We start from the raw sequence: 14,787 nt of genomic DNA, 5'->3' as shown, positions 1-14,787 counted from the left end.
AACTTTAACAATAAAAATTTGTGAGAATCCGCATGACTGTACAACGTATGCACGTTAGCCCACGCTTTTCAGAAATTGCAATTTCGGGAAATTTAGTTCATTTAGCAGGTCAATTGGCCACTGATCTGAGCCTCGATATCCGAGGGCAAACACAACAAACTTTAGCTGCAATTGATTCTTTTCTTGCAGATGCAGGCACAGATAAAAGTCACATCCTGTCTGTGATGATTTTTTTAAAAGACATCGAAAATGATTATGCGGATATGAATGAGATTTGGGATGCTTGGTGTTCTGATATCCAAACACTTCCACGTACTTGCGTTGAAGCAAAAATGTATAAACCTGAAGTTTTAGTTGAAATGACAGTAGTTGCGGTTAAACCTTAGTTGAAGCACTGTATTTAAAATAATTTTATTTTCTGAGTTTGCTCACTAATCACCCACTTACTTAGCGCATGATGAACATGCGCTATCTACAATTAACCATAAACACGTGAGCGTGCTAAACGCTCTGCATAAGCTTCTAGATTGACTGCAGCTTGGGTGGTTAATGTATCGTGAATATTTGCATAATCTTGCATAAAATCTTCACGTAATTGTTGATACTCTGGCACACCTTGATAGCGAATCACACGATAACCTGCCATTTCTAGCAGAGTGTCTTGATTTCGATCGGTATTTATCCATTTCATCGCATTTGGATCATCTAAAGTAATCACTGCGATCACTTTAAACTCTTGATCTAAGACTACAAAATCTGCAAACATTTTTTGATATTTACGACGGGTATGCAAATATTTTGTGGTGAGCAATGCATCGAAAGATACATGCGCTAAAATATTTGCAGTCGGTAAAATTTCTTTAATACGCGCATAAGTTATTAATTCATTTGAATTAAAAACCGCACGTTGTCTTAAAGCACTATCTAGTTTCTGCTTATTTTTCAGTCCCTTATAAGCAATCATACTGACTACTGCAAGTATGGCGAGTGTCGCAAGAAACATTAAATCCATGAGTTGCCTTCCTTATCTATTTTTATAATTTGTCTCTTTTTATACCGCTTTTTATTTCACTTTTCCACAAATAAGTTGAATTATTCAGCTAAACTAGCAAAGTTTATCATCGCTTTTAAATTAGACGATTGACTTATTGTGAATAAGAATTTTGTTTCGCTATTTCACAAGTATATTTCCCAAGCTAAAAATACTCATTTCTTATGACAAAGAGATGACTATTTCTTCTACCATTTATAACGATAATTATAAAAAGATTCAACTTTTACCGATAAAAGATGTTCGATTTTGTCTGACAATTTATACCTTTAGTTTTAAAAGGAGGCTATCTATCACATTAGAAGACACTGATAAAAAGACATTTCTCCTCATCGACGTCTAATATAGAAAATTCTATTCCTGATCATTCTCCAAATTAAATTTACGATAAAAACTTACAACTGCTGCCAATAAAGCAAGCAGCGCAGCAAGCCATAACATCATACTGTCACTTTTTTCAGTGAACTGAATAGATACAGCAACTAGTGCCGCGCCTACAGCCTGTCCTGTAGTGCGAGCAATATTCAGCATTCCACCAGCGACCCCACTTCGTTGTATTGGTGAGCTTGCCATTAACATGCGTTGATTAGGTGTTAAAAACACACCAAAACCTATGCCACAACACGCCATACATAACATGATTAGTCCATGTGTAAGATTTGCCTGAAAATAAATCAATACAACAATCGCCCCACTTAAAATCACCAATCCAATTGCCCCCAAATATGCAGATGAAATTCGATTAGATAATATCCCTGCAACAGGTGCCATAATTGCTCCCATGACAGGCCAAGGGGCGATCAAAAAACCTATTTTAGCGACTGAATATCCAGATCGAAATAAAATATAAGGCACAGCAATTAACATCAGTCCTTGTACAATAAAAGCAAGAAATGCAGTTAAAATTGAAAGTGAAAAAATAGAATGCTGAAATAAATCAAAAGGAAAAATTACATAGTTTTGTTTAGTTTCACGAATGTATAAGACAACTGCAGATAAGGCCCCCAGCCCCATAAATAAGCAAAATAATAAAACCGAACCAGATAATGCAAACGCTGCAAGTGCATAAATAATACTTGCAAACATCACCATACTTAAAAGCGCTGAAATAAAATTAAAAGCTTGGTTTTTCTGTTTGTTAGAGATTGGCAATGCGTATGCAGCGACCAAAGCCAATACACCCACTGGAACATTAATGAAAAATAACCAATGCCAAGTTAGCTTAGACAAAATAACTGACGCAATCATCGGGCCACCCGCCAAACCAAGCGCAACGATAAGTGCATTTATGCCTAAGCCCACACCTAAATTTTTAGCTGTATAAATTAATCGCACTAAGGCAATATTAGTCCCCAAGATTGCGGCTGCACCTACGCCCTGCAAAGCTCTTGCGAAAATTAACTGATCGATTGAACTTGCTAAACCACAGCACCACGATGCCACTATAAAAATCACTAAGCCATTTAAAAAGATCTTTTTATGACCAACTTGGTCGGCAAGTGCTGCCAATGGTAATATGAGCGCCACCATCACCAATTGGTAACTGTTTACGATCCAAATTGCATCAGTAAAAACAATGTGCAAGGCTTGGCTGATTTGTGGTAACGCAGTATTGGTAATTGAGCTATCCAGACTGGCAATAAATACCGCCAAACTTAGACCTAAAACAGAATAAATAACGGAAAATGATTTTTCAGATGAAGACATGGCGAGACACCATTTCAATCAGTGTTGATTTAAATTAGCATGTTGGCTATGTTGTGATAATAGGCAAAATTGAATGATACTTTTGCAAATATGCAAAAATAGATAGAGCTATGAATAATAAAATCGATGCTATTGAATTATTTACTCAAATTGTAGAAACAGGCAGCCTATCTGCAGCTGCCAAGCGAAGTGGCTTATCTATCTCAACCATTAGCCGTCAGATTACTGCCCTAGAACAACGGCTAGGTTTAAAATTACTGATTCGTTCCACGCGTAAAATCGTTTTAACCGAAGATGGCAGTGCTTACTATGCCGCAGTCAAAGAGATTTTAAATGAATTAAATCAAGTTGAAAGCCAACTCAAAGAGCATCATCAAGAGCCTTCAGGTAATTTACATATCAGTGCACCCACACTATTTGGACGTCACTACCTCGTCCCAATTTTGACTGAATTTATGTTGCGCTATCCTAAAATTAATTTAGAAATCACTTTATTAGATCGACCTGTAGATATGTTAAATGAAGGCATCGACCTCGCTATACGGATTGGAGAACTTGAAGATTCTTCATTACTATGTCGACAATTAGGACAGATTCAATGGGTTTTATGCGCTTCACCCCTGTATCTTGCTAACAATGGAATACCTGAACATCCGCTAGATTTATCAAAACACCAATGTTTAATTTATAGTCAAAGTAAAATTGCCAATGAATGGGAATTTCTCGATCATCAAACAAAACTTAAAGTTAAAGTCCCTGTAAAAATGAGATCCAATACCTTGGACACGGTGGTTGCAGCAGCGCTCAAAGGTATTGGGCTAACCATGACACCACAATGGTTCATTCAAGAAAATATCGAAAAAGGTGAACTTATACCGCTCATGCCCACTTATCAGCGTCCAGCCAGACCAATTTATGCGCTATTTACTCACCATCATTTTCTAGCGCATAAAGTTCGGCTGTTATTAGACTATTTAGTTGAGCAACTTGCAGCACAAAAATTTAGATAATGTATTTTAAAGTTTAATTTTTGATCACTCACTCAATTTCTTTATTTTTATACAGATACCTATGCCTTACTTACTTAAAAAATGTATTAAATATATAGATACAAATCATCCTATGCCTTAACTGCTTAAAAAGACAATCATTTTTATAAAAACTAATGTTATCCAGTTGATTAAAATAAATATTTTGGTATTAGTATGAACTACAGCCTTTAGGAGAAAAATCGAATTAAATATCATTTAGATGCAATGTTTCATGACTACTATCAAAGATGCGGTACCAACAAGCGAAAAAAGCAGACTCAACACATAGATTCTGGTATTCGGGAGTTAGAATGAATAACAGCGCAAATTATGTAAAACAAATCAAAAATGCTAAACGTGGTGGATACACCCCAACCATCGCAAAGGACATCAATAAACATAAAGTACAAAAAGCCATCCGCTTAATTGAACAATGGAGAAAACTGGCAAATGAGCTGAAGCCACAAATGCAAATAGACATGGCACTCACCCTAGAAGAATGCGCTCAAGACCTAGACCAAGTTTTAAGGAGCAAATAAATGCCGAATTTAATGATTTTGACAACTGACTTTATTTTTAAAGCATCCTTGACTATTTTTTGATTAAACAGTTTAAAATGACTTAAATATCAACATAGCTCTTATGAAAATAAGGGCTATTTTATTTCATGTAGTTTTAATCATGCATTCAATGATTTTAGCTTTTAAAATACATAGTCAAAAATAAATCATTCACATCATTCAAGTGCTTATTTTTTGGCTTGCAATATCGTCATTTTTCTGTAAAATTCTCGCCACATTGCCGGCATAGCTCAGTTGGTAGAGCAACTGACTTGTAATCAGTAGGTCCACAGTTCGAATCCGTGTGCCGGCACCATTTTACTTAACCTTACTTTTTAGTGAGGTTTTGTTGTTTTTGAAGACTGGTTTTTATTTTACTTTTTCTTTTCTATGGCATGTGTAAAGTGCTGAATATCTTGATTTAAAATATCCCATTGATTTGCATGACTGGTAAATATTTCAAATTTAGGTCGAAACATATTAGGATCATCCAAAGTTCCGGCACGAATTGAAATCAATTCTACCGCAATTTCTGGTAAACCAAATAAATTTGAACCACAATTGCCACAAAAACCACGTTTTATCATTTTCCCTGAAACACCCAAAGATTGATAATACTTTACATCGCCCTGAATATTGAGTTGTGATTGAGCAAAGAATGCGATTGGTGCATAGGCTCCACCACTCGACTTTTGACAATCTCGACAATGACAATTAAAACTGACTTTCGGTTCAACTTCGGCGTGATAACGAACTGCACCACACAAACAACCACCTGAATATTTTACTGACATGTTATTGCCCTTGTTATTCTCATTGCTCATTTTGAGCTGTAATTTGAATATAACGTACTAAGCCATCCGCATGCAGTTTATTACAGAGCTTGGCGGTCATTTTTATTTTAAAACTATCGAGGAAATGCTTATATTTTCCAGAACGTTTTTGCTGTGACATATAGTCAGCAAAGCCCAGTAAAACACGCTCAGACAAATCATCAATCTGTATATGCTCAAACTGATAGTGCTGCATGATCTGTTGAATATCAGTCTGAGTATGTAAATGTTCGATCTGAACATCTGCTGATTTCAGCAACAAACGGTATTTTTCTTGTTCAAAGCTAGACAAGTTTTGCCATTTGTCGGTCAACATTAAGTAATGAAAACCGATTCGCCCTTTTGAATTTAAAAAAGGTCGCACAGACGCTAGAAATAAATTTAAATTACTGTGATAAGCGGCATCAATGCAAAGCACGACATCAAAATGCGTATCAGGTAAAATATTTTTTAAATTTAAAAATGAACCTGAGTAAAACTTAATGTTTGAATTTAGATTGTGTCGTAGCTGATCTATGCAATGTTGTTGCATGTCTACTGCACTGAGTTTTTGAATTTTATAATGATTTTTCCAGTGCAAAATACTTGCACCTCGTCCACAGCCTAAATCTAAAACCTCATCATTTGAATTTAAACCAACTGCTTGCGCCAACTGATCTGCCAATTGGCGACAAGCTTGTGGATAGGATTGCGTGGTTGCTGTCCAATATCCTAAATTTGTCCAAGCATACAGCGCATCATCACCTAAGATTTTTGCATTAATAGCATATTTATGTTGTGAAAATTGTTGCTGTATTGCTTGAATCCAGTTCATAACACATCAGTAGCCAAGTTGTGGTGCAACCTCAACTTTAGGTTTTAAGCCTACAAATGGCAATGGCGCACCAAAAATTTCTGCAATATGCATCGCTGAAGTGACTGCTGACTCTAAAATCGGTAAACCATCACATGACCAAGAACCACAATAGAAGACTTTACGGTTGACTTGATGATGACGTTGTTGCAACTCTTTGTTTAATGCCACTGTTTCAGAGTTCACCACTGCACGGCTCAAAGTCACACTTGAGATGACTTTTTTCGGATCAATTGGGGTAATTGGTCGCCAAGTTTGGAACACCGCAGACTTCCCAACCAAGCTCGGCTCAACTGAGTTTAACCATACTGTAAATTGTTGCTTGGTAAATTTACGGTCCATCATATAACTGAGCACACACCAATCTTTGCGGTTGGGTGGCATCACTGTTGCATCGGTGTGCATGACCAACTTACCTTGTTCAAACTTGAATTGTTTTAATAAGGCAATGTCTTCTGCAAATTGTTCAGCATTTAAAAAGCTTTCTAACTTTGTGGTGGGGGTGGCGACGATCACACGATCAAAATAAAGCTGCTCACCCTGCTCATTTTCTACCAAGACTTGTTCACCTTGTTGCTCAACTTTGGATACTGCTGAACCACTATGAACATCAATCCCTTCTACCAACTTATCCACCAAAGCAGGTGTCCCACCATGTAAGCGTAATAAAGCATCACCATCCGTCAGTTGTCTTAAAAATACCAACAATGGTTTCGCAGGCCACTCACCAATAGTTTTTGGATCACAAGTACAAATGGTATACAGCACAGGCATCACCGCCCCATGCCAAAATACTTCTTCAATATCATTATGATTAATAAATTCAGCCAACGTAATATCTTGATTTTTGGATTTAAAAAATTGGTGAATCGCTGTTTTGAGTTGCAACATGCCTTTGACCAAACGCCAGCCGTATTGCTTAATACCTTTGCGATTATTGATAATCGGAAAATTACCAATCCGTGAACGTGTAGTGGTTAACCATGTTTCAGTTTTATCTTCAAATAACCAACTGCATGCCATAAATGTGCGTACAGGAAATGTTTTAATACCCAAATGTGTGGCTAAACTTAAAGTATTTTTCCATAAATGTGGGTTCATCACACGTAATGGCGCATCAATCAGCCCACCTTCAAACGCTAGACTATGGCTATCCATTCCACGACCAGGTAAAGCTTCAAAGATGGTAATGTTATGTCCTGCATCTTTCAGAATTCTTGCGGTAGCAAGCCCAGCCATGCCACTACCAATCACTGCAATATTCAAAGTTATTATCCAAGCGTTAACCATTTTTTTTATTATGAATGAAGCACCTTAAAAATAGGCTATTAAAAAGTTCCAGTTTTCGCAGTTTTTCACTTTTAGACCATTTTTAACTCAACCATTAGAAAAATATTTTAGTTTAAATTTCCACTAAATAAAGGATAACTTATTTTTTTATAAAGATATTTTTCAATTTAGAATAAAATCCATTTAAAAATATGCAGATAAATTCACTTTTTTACCCTTTATTCTATTTACAAATAAAAACACATTCAGTATGATGAGCGGCATAAATGATAACTACTTCACACATTTATTTTGATAAATAGGTGAAAAGTATAAAGATAACTTACAGCGTAATAGAGCTTCTATAGTGTGGGATAGAAGCTCTTTTTTTTATCTAAAAATTTCATCTGTTAGAACTTAAGTATTGATACATAAAAAAAGCGGATCATTTGATCCGCCTTAGTTTTAACTTTGTACAGGAATTGCACCAAATTTGCCATTATTAAAGTCACTAAATGCTTGAATAATTTCATCTTTCGTATTCATCACAAATGGACCATAACCTTGAATTGGTTCATTCAGAGGTTTACCTGTTAACACCAAAAATTTAGCATCTTGGGTCGCTTCAATTTGAATATGTGCTTCAGCATCTTTTGCAAACATCACAATCGAATGATCTTCCACATGCTGAGTTGCATTTATCATCAACTCACCTTTAAGCACTACAAGCAACGTATTATGATCCACAGGCACAAAAATGTTTTCAACATGTCCTGTATTTAGCTCAACATCCCAAACATTGACTGGGCTAAAGGTCGAAGCTGCACCTTGATGCCCAGCATATTGCCCTGCGATCACTCGAAGTTGTCCTGCGTTATCGTCAAATTTCACCACAGGAATATCTTTAGCTTCAATCGCTTGATATTTTGGTGCAGTCATTTTATCCGCCGCAGGTAAGTTTACCCAAAGCTGTACCATTTCAAACAGACCACCTTTTTCAGCAAAATCGTGTGAATGAAACTCTTCATGCACTAAACCTGCCCCTGCTGTCATCCACTGTACATCACCTGTTTTAATGGTTCCACCACCACCCGCAGAGTCTTTGTGGCTGACTTCACCTTGATAAGCAATAGTAACTGTTTCAAAGCCACGATGCGGATGGGAACCTACCCCATGTTGTGTAGTCGTTGCATCAAAATGATACGGTGCTGCATAATCTAACAATAAGAATGGGCTAATCGCTTGACCTAAGCGATCATAAGAAAATAGGTTTTTTACTGGAAAACCATCACCAACCCAATGCATATTTTTATTGCGATAAACGCCTATAACTTTCTTCATTTCAAACTCCTATCTCTAGGACTAAACATGGGTTTATCTTAATTATTTTCAATCTGATTACCCAGTGCTATGCCGATACGCTCTATCTCATCGGTAGGACAATTCAAAGTAAAATAACCATTTTAAGAAGAGATTCAAACCATTAGCCGATTATCTTATTTATAAGATAATTTGTCTTATCAAAGCGTCTTCATTTCTAAATATTAAAGCCCTAGTATAAAACGGTATTCACAAAGATACTGACAAAATCTTTGCCCAGTATCTCATTTGTTTCATCACAATCAGGAAGAATTCTAATGGGAAAACCATACGTACGTTTAGATAAAGACAACGCTGCAGTATTACTCGTTGACCATCAAACAGGTCTTTTATCATTGGTTCGTGATATTGATCCAGACAAATTTAAAACTAATGTTTTAGCCGTTGCAGCAGCAGCAAAATACTTTAATTTACCAACTATTTTAACCACCAGTTTTGAAAATGGCCCAAATGGCCCGCTGGTGCCTGAACTCAAAGAAATGTTTCCAGATGCACCTTTTATTGCTCGTCCAGGTCAAATCAATGCATGGGACAATGAAGAGTTTGTAAAAGCAGTCAAGGCAACAGGTAAAAAACAGCTTATTATTGCAGGTGTAGTCACCGAAGTTTGTGTTGCATTTCCTGCACTTTCAGCACTTGAGGAAGACTTTGAAGTTTTCGTCATCACCGATGCTTCAGGTACATTTAATCCATTAACACGTGATGCTGCTTGGGATCGTATGTCAAATGCAGGCGCACAACTTATGACATGGTTTGGTATGGCATGTGAATTGCACCGTGATTGGCGTAATGATGTCGAAGGTTTAGGGGCTTTATTTTCAAATCATATCCCTGATTATCGCAACTTGATGAACAGCTATAGCTTTAATACCGCAGATAAATAACCCATCATTTGATATCTTATAAAGCGATCTTCGGGTCGCTTTTTCTTAGTGATCTGATGGCTTATCGGTTAAATCACACCCTGTAATTTATCCGTTATGATAGGATTTAAATTTTACTAAATTTAGGATAATCCATGCATTCATTTGATGATTACTATTATTTTTATTTGGTCGTCAAATACGGTGGCTTTAGTGCTGCCAGTGAAGCTACTGAGATTACCAAATCCAAATTAAGTCGACGTATTTTAGATTTAGAAGCCAAATTTAATGTGACCTTGATTCAACGCTCTACCCGTCACTTTAAAGTTACGCCTTTGGGACAAGAGTTTTTTGAAGAATGTAAAAAAATCATCGAACATGCAGACAATATTGAAAATATATTATTAAAACAAAATGTTGAACCTCAAGGTTTAATTAAATTTAGCTGCCCTCCGATGATGATGGAACGACAAATTCAACCCCTCCTGACGGAGTTTATGAATAAATATCCAAAAGTAAATATTGAGATGGAACTGAGTAGCCGCCGAGTAGACGTGCTAAATGATGATATTGATTTGGCGATTCGTACTAATTTTTCTGAAAATGAAGACTCTAGTATTATTGTACGAGATGTTATTAAAACTACGCATTGCTTAGTCGCAAGTCCAACACTTTTGCAAGGACGTGAACTGACACATATCACTGAATTATACGAATTTCCAAGTGTTGCTTTAGGCATGCAAAAACAGCAGAATCAATGGCATTTACATAATTTGACGCATGCTGAGCAAATTGATATTCATTTACAACCACGTGTAAAAAGTAATGATTTATCAGGTGTTTATTTTGCAGCTTTAGAGGGTTTGGGCATTGCAGATTTGCCCTATTTAGCTGTTGAAAAAGATATTCAAACAGGTCGTCTCATCCATATATTACCTGAATGGTGTTCTAATATTGGCACCGTACAATTGGTGTATGCTTCACGTAAAGGACAACGTGTCGTGATGGACAAATTTATTACGCATATTATTGAAGGAATGCGCCAATATGCGCAGCAACATCAAGGTTATTTAAGCTAAGAATCATCCGAGCAAAAATAAAAATCCAGACACTTTGTTCTGGATTTTTATGTTTAAAACTATTTGTACTTTTAAAACTTAAGTTTAGATTTTACCGATTAAATCAATTGATGGTGCAAGCGTTGCATCACCTTCTTTCCATTTTGCAGGACATACTTCACCTGGATGTGCATGTACATATTGCGCTGCTTTTACTTTACGAAGAAGCTCTTGCGCATCACGACCAATACCGCCTGCATTGATTTCGATAATTTGGATTTTACCTTCAGGATCAATCACAAAAGTACCACGATCTGCCAAGCCATCAGCTTCGATTAAAACTTCAAAGTTTTTTGCCAATGTCCATGTTGGATCGCCAACCATTGTATATTGAATTTTTTTAATCTCATCTGAACTGTCATGCCAAGCTTTATGGGTGAAATGGGTATCGGTTGAAACTGAATAAATCTCTACACCCATTTTTTGGAATTCAGCATAATTATCTGCTAAATCACCTAACTCTGTTGGGCAAACAAAAGTAAAATCAGCAGGATAGAAAAATACCACTGACCATTTACCGATCATGTCTTTTTCAGAAACTTCAATAAATTCACCATTTTTATAAGCAGTTGCATTAAATGGTTTTACTTCAGTATTAATCAAACTCATGTTATTTTCCTTCAATTCGTTTCAGGGATTGCTTGTCTGTGAAACTAGAATACGAAAAATCGTTGAATCGGTAAAACAGAAGTTTTTTATTAAATTAATCTATTTTTTAGATCATAAATACAAAGATTGATCGTTTTCATAGATCACTTGGGAAAATAAGCAATCGCACTCCATGCGGTTTTTGCGAATACATCTTTATAGACTTGCGGTGAGTTTTTCACTTTATGAGATAACCATGCACGGCAATAATTCTCTGTTGAACCGATCACCAAAGACAGTAACAAATCATGAGGAATATGGGCTAAAAGCTGGAAATCCTCTTGTTGTTGTAGCCATTGCAATAGACTTTTATTACGCGATTGATTGCGTTGTTGCAAATCTTGATCTTGTGCAGTTTGCGTTATTGTAAATCTGGCTGCATATAAAAAACGAGCAAAATCAGGGTAATCCGTCACCCAATCAATATAGCTTTCTACCATTGCCATAATACCGTGTTGCATATTTTCAGCATTTTTCAAAGCATCTTCTCTGCGCTGAGCTTGATCATCTAACGCTGCAAAAAATAACGCTGCAATGATGCCTTCTTTATTTTTAAAATGATGATAAATAGCCCCGACGCTGGCATCTGCCTGTTCACGGATCATTTCAATGGTGGTCGTTTCTAACCCATTTTCCAAAAAACAGTACAAAGCTTGATTTAGAATTTGGCGTTTTAAGTGCGCACGTTTCCCAGTATAAACGCGCTCTAATAATTCTATATTTTCCAATCTTCAGTTCCACCGCTGTGCTTTGACCAACTTTAAGCTAAATTTGTCTACCAAGCCAATAACAGAATATTATTCTGTATTAGAATCATATCGGATATGCAATGAAAATAGGAAATAACAATGAGCCAAGCATTAAAAATCTGGAAAACCCTCGCCAACAAACCTGCTGGAAAATGGACTTTTTCCAAACTGATTTGTCTAAAAGCCCCTTATTTCAGTAGTATTTCACCTGTATTTGAAACACTAAGACCAAATTATTGCGAAATTAAAATCAAGAAACAGCGTGCCGTACTTAATCATATCGGAACGGTGCATGCGATTGCGATGTGTAATATGGCTGAACTTGCAGGCGGCACCATGACCGATGCTACTGTTCCCTCTACCCACCGTTGGATTCCTAAAGGCATGACGGTTGAATATTTGAAAAAAGCTGAAACTGATCTGACTGCCATTGCCACGCCTGTTGAGGCAGATTTTCAATGGAATCAAGGCAGTGATTATTTGGTGAATGTGGAAGTTCGCAATACGGCAAATGAAAAAGTGTTTAATGCGGTGATTACGATGTGGGTATCAGCTAAGAAATAGCGTTCACTACAAAGTAAAAACCCTCTGCTTTTACAGAGGGTTTGGATAATGATTTACCATTTTAAGGCTTAAAACGGAAGATCATCATCTAAATCAGCAGGTGCTTGTGCAGGTGTCGCAGCAGGTGCTGCTGGCTTAGGTGATTGGAAACCTTGATTAACATTGTTGCCTGCATTGCCATAGTTACCTTGATTGCCTTGATTACCATAGCCGCCTTGGTTGTTATTAAAACCACCTTGCTGATTATTGTTGTTAAAACGTGGTTGCGCATAACCGCCATTATCACCACCAAAGCCTTGACCTTGTTCGCCTTGTTGACGTGAGTCAAGCATTTGCATCTGTTCGCCACGGATTTCAGTCGTGTAACGCTCTTGACCATTTTGGTCTGTCCATTGACGAGTACGCAATGAACCTTCGATATAAACTTTTGAACCTTTACGTAAATATTGCTGTGCAATTTCACCTAAACGGTTGTGCAATACGATACGGTGCCATTCTGTTTGTTCTTTTCTTTCGCCCGTATTTTTATCTGTCCAAGATTCACTTGTCGCAATTGAAAACTGAGTGAGAGAGCCTCCATTTGGGAAAGTTTTCGTTTCAGGATCACGACCTAATGTACCCACTAAAATGACTTTATTTACACCACGCATCAGATATTATCTTCCTATTCGATTCTATGTTTTACTTTATAAGAGTTATGTTTAAATGGCTACCTCTTTGCCAAACAAGTGCGTTAAATGTTGTCGCCCAGCATCATCAATTTGCTGTTTATCAACCTTTATATATGCCACTTGTTGATCAGACATCACCACGACCTCTTCAATACCACGAATTGCCAGCAATTGAGAAGTCCAATCATCGGTTTGTTTATCCTCAGGTAAACGCAAAACAATTGAGGTTAAATAACGCGGTTGTGCCAAACCGAAACTGATTATTAGCCAAATTATAGCAATAGCAGTTAAGACACTCCAACCCATCGCGGTATTATTTAACAAAATCAGTTGACCACCCAAAGTTCCCCCAAAAAATGCGCCTAAGAACTGCCCACTGGCATTTACACCCATTGCTGTTGCTTTGGACTGGATCGGTGCAGCTTTAGAGAGCCAAGATGGCAATAATGCTTCCATGACATTAAAAGCAATAAAAAATAAACCTAAACCCAGTAACAGAATATATTTAGATTCGTAACCAAAAATTAAAATCGCTAAACCTGCAATAATCCCAGCAATCGCTGTCAGAAAAATCCCCCGCATTTTGCGATATTTTTCAGCCAAAATAATACTTGGAAATGCAAAGAATAAACTCACCACCAATAAGGGCAAGTATACAACCCCATGTTTTGATAAAGGAATATTCGCAAAATCAATTAACTGTGAAGGGATGTACACAAACATCGCTGTGAGTAATAAATGTAATGAAAATACCGACACATGCAGACGATTTAAATCACCCATTTTCAAGACTTGTTTGAGTTGTTTGATATAGCCTTGTTTAAAGTTTCTATGATGACGTGTAGTTTTAGGCACTAAAAATAAAGTCAAAATCGCCAACAACCCCATCAAGGTCGTCACCCAAAATAAACCTGAAATTCCGACCAATGTGGTGAGCCAAGGACCTAAGCTAAAAGCAACTGTAAAGGATAAACCGATACTCATGCCCATCACCGCCATGGCTTTGGTTCGGTTTTCTTCACGCGTGACATCGGCTAAAAGTGCCATCACCACTGCTGACACTGCCCCTGCACCTGCAATAGCACGACCAATAATCACACCATAAATGGTTTCAGACATCGCCGCCACAGCCCCACCTAAGGCGAATAATAATAAACCAAAGACAATAAGTGGTTTACGACTAAAACGGTCTGCCCAAAGGCTAAAAGGAATTTGTAAAAGTGCCTGACTTAAACCATACACCCCCACTGCCAAACCGATCAATGTTGGCGTTGCATATTGATATGACTGTCCTGCGATGGCAAAGACAGGAATGATCATGAACAACCCCAACATGCGTAAGGCAAAAATACTACTTAATGCAAAAGTGGAACGACGCTCTATGGAATTCATCATATCAATAAACTTTTCAAAACTTTTTTCACTTTATTTGTGCCCTATCATCGCATATTGCCACCAGTTTGTGGGAGTTCTACGCATAAAAAAGGACG

The 14,787-nt window shown here is 37.1% G+C and carries 16 protein-coding genes and 1 tRNA gene; 7 read left to right on the top strand and 10 right to left on the bottom strand.

The window, feature by feature from the left end:
- Positions 1-32 precede the first annotated feature (32 nt).
- Positions 33-386 carry a RidA family protein gene (locus HUS24_RS11500; RefSeq protein ID WP_173912140.1) on the top strand — a complete coding sequence of 118 codons (354 nt, stop codon included), beginning with the start codon at positions 33-35 and terminating at the stop codon, positions 384-386.
- A gap of 92 nt (positions 387-478) precedes the next feature.
- On the opposite strand, the gene HUS24_RS11495 is transcribed toward HUS24_RS11500, so the two are convergent.
- Both HUS24_RS11495 and HUS24_RS11490 read right to left on the bottom strand, forming a co-directional pair.
- Positions 479-1,012, bottom strand: a complete 534-nt coding sequence (locus tag HUS24_RS11495; RefSeq protein WP_173912139.1) for a DUF2726 domain-containing protein — start codon at positions 1,010-1,012, stop codon at positions 479-481.
- Between the two features lie 393 nt (positions 1,013-1,405).
- Positions 1,406-2,758, bottom strand: coding sequence for an MFS transporter (locus HUS24_RS11490; protein WP_173912138.1), 1,353 nt, complete (start codon positions 2,756-2,758; stop codon positions 1,406-1,408).
- A 110-nt stretch (positions 2,759-2,868) separates the two neighbouring features.
- On the opposite strand from HUS24_RS11490, the gene HUS24_RS11485 reads away from it, so the two are divergent.
- From HUS24_RS11485 to HUS24_RS11475, 3 genes are all read left to right on the top strand, one after another.
- A complete protein-coding gene (locus tag HUS24_RS11485) occupies positions 2,869-3,768 on the top strand; it encodes a LysR family transcriptional regulator (protein ID WP_173912137.1) in 900 nt (299 codons plus the stop codon).
- Between the two features lie 332 nt (positions 3,769-4,100).
- Complete coding sequence (locus tag HUS24_RS11480; protein WP_065993358.1) at positions 4,101-4,328, top strand: hypothetical protein; 228 nt, start codon at positions 4,101-4,103, stop codon at positions 4,326-4,328.
- A gap of 261 nt (positions 4,329-4,589) precedes the next feature.
- Positions 4,590-4,665 (top strand) — tRNA-Thr (locus tag HUS24_RS11475).
- 58 nt (positions 4,666-4,723) lie between these two features.
- Here the strand turns inward: HUS24_RS11475 and HUS24_RS11470 are convergent.
- From HUS24_RS11470 to HUS24_RS11455, 4 genes are all read right to left on the bottom strand, one after another.
- Positions 4,724-5,143, bottom strand: a complete 420-nt coding sequence (locus HUS24_RS11470) for a GFA family protein (protein ID WP_173912136.1) — start codon at positions 5,141-5,143, stop codon at positions 4,724-4,726.
- 19 nt (positions 5,144-5,162) lie between these two features.
- Positions 5,163-5,996: a cyclopropane-fatty-acyl-phospholipid synthase family protein gene (locus HUS24_RS11465; protein ID WP_173912135.1), complete on the bottom strand. Its 834-nt coding sequence runs from the start codon at positions 5,994-5,996 to the stop codon at positions 5,163-5,165.
- A gap of 6 nt (positions 5,997-6,002) precedes the next feature.
- Positions 6,003-7,301 (bottom strand): FAD-dependent oxidoreductase, encoded by a 1,299-nt coding sequence (locus HUS24_RS11460; RefSeq protein ID WP_173912134.1) that lies wholly within the window; start codon positions 7,299-7,301, stop codon positions 6,003-6,005.
- A 468-nt stretch (positions 7,302-7,769) separates the two neighbouring features.
- The gene (locus HUS24_RS11455; protein WP_173912133.1) at positions 7,770-8,645 is read right to left on the bottom strand and encodes a pirin family protein; all 876 of its coding nucleotides are present in this window, start codon (positions 8,643-8,645) and stop codon (positions 7,770-7,772) included.
- Between the two features lie 296 nt (positions 8,646-8,941).
- Between HUS24_RS11455 and ycaC the strand changes: the two genes are divergently transcribed.
- Positions 8,942-9,568, top strand: a complete 627-nt coding sequence (ycaC, locus tag HUS24_RS11450) for an isochorismate family cysteine hydrolase YcaC (protein WP_173912132.1) — start codon at positions 8,942-8,944, stop codon at positions 9,566-9,568.
- A gap of 134 nt (positions 9,569-9,702) precedes the next feature.
- Complete coding sequence (locus tag HUS24_RS11445) at positions 9,703-10,626, top strand: LysR substrate-binding domain-containing protein (RefSeq protein ID WP_173912131.1); 924 nt, start codon at positions 9,703-9,705, stop codon at positions 10,624-10,626.
- Positions 10,627-10,710: 84 nt separating this feature from the next.
- On the opposite strand, the gene ahpC is transcribed toward HUS24_RS11445, so the two are convergent.
- Positions 10,711-11,274, bottom strand: coding sequence for an alkyl hydroperoxide reductase subunit C (ahpC, locus tag HUS24_RS11440; protein WP_173912130.1), 564 nt, complete (start codon positions 11,272-11,274; stop codon positions 10,711-10,713).
- Between the two features lie 143 nt (positions 11,275-11,417).
- Complete coding sequence (locus tag HUS24_RS11435) at positions 11,418-12,041, bottom strand: TetR/AcrR family transcriptional regulator (RefSeq protein ID WP_173912129.1); 624 nt, start codon at positions 12,039-12,041, stop codon at positions 11,418-11,420.
- Positions 12,042-12,161: 120 nt separating this feature from the next.
- Between HUS24_RS11435 and HUS24_RS11430 the strand changes: the two genes are divergently transcribed.
- Entirely contained in the window at positions 12,162-12,626 is a 465-nt protein-coding gene (locus HUS24_RS11430; RefSeq protein WP_173912128.1) for a hotdog fold domain-containing protein, read from the top strand.
- 68 nt (positions 12,627-12,694) lie between these two features.
- Here the strand turns inward: HUS24_RS11430 and ssb are convergent, their stop codons facing one another.
- Positions 12,695-13,276 carry a single-stranded DNA-binding protein gene (ssb, locus tag HUS24_RS11425; protein ID WP_173912127.1) on the bottom strand — a complete coding sequence of 194 codons (582 nt, stop codon included), beginning with the start codon at positions 13,274-13,276 and terminating at the stop codon, positions 12,695-12,697.
- A gap of 51 nt (positions 13,277-13,327) precedes the next feature.
- On the bottom strand, positions 13,328-14,692 hold the full coding sequence (locus HUS24_RS11420) for an MFS transporter (RefSeq protein ID WP_173912126.1): 1,365 nt from the start codon (positions 14,690-14,692) through the stop codon (positions 13,328-13,330).
- Positions 14,693-14,787: the final 95 nt, after the last annotated feature.

The sequence above is a fragment of the Acinetobacter sp. Marseille-Q1618 genome (assembly GCF_902809855.1).
Classification (GTDB): Bacteria; Pseudomonadota; Gammaproteobacteria; order Pseudomonadales; family Moraxellaceae; genus Acinetobacter.
This window is presented reverse-complemented; position numbering and strand designations above follow the sequence as displayed.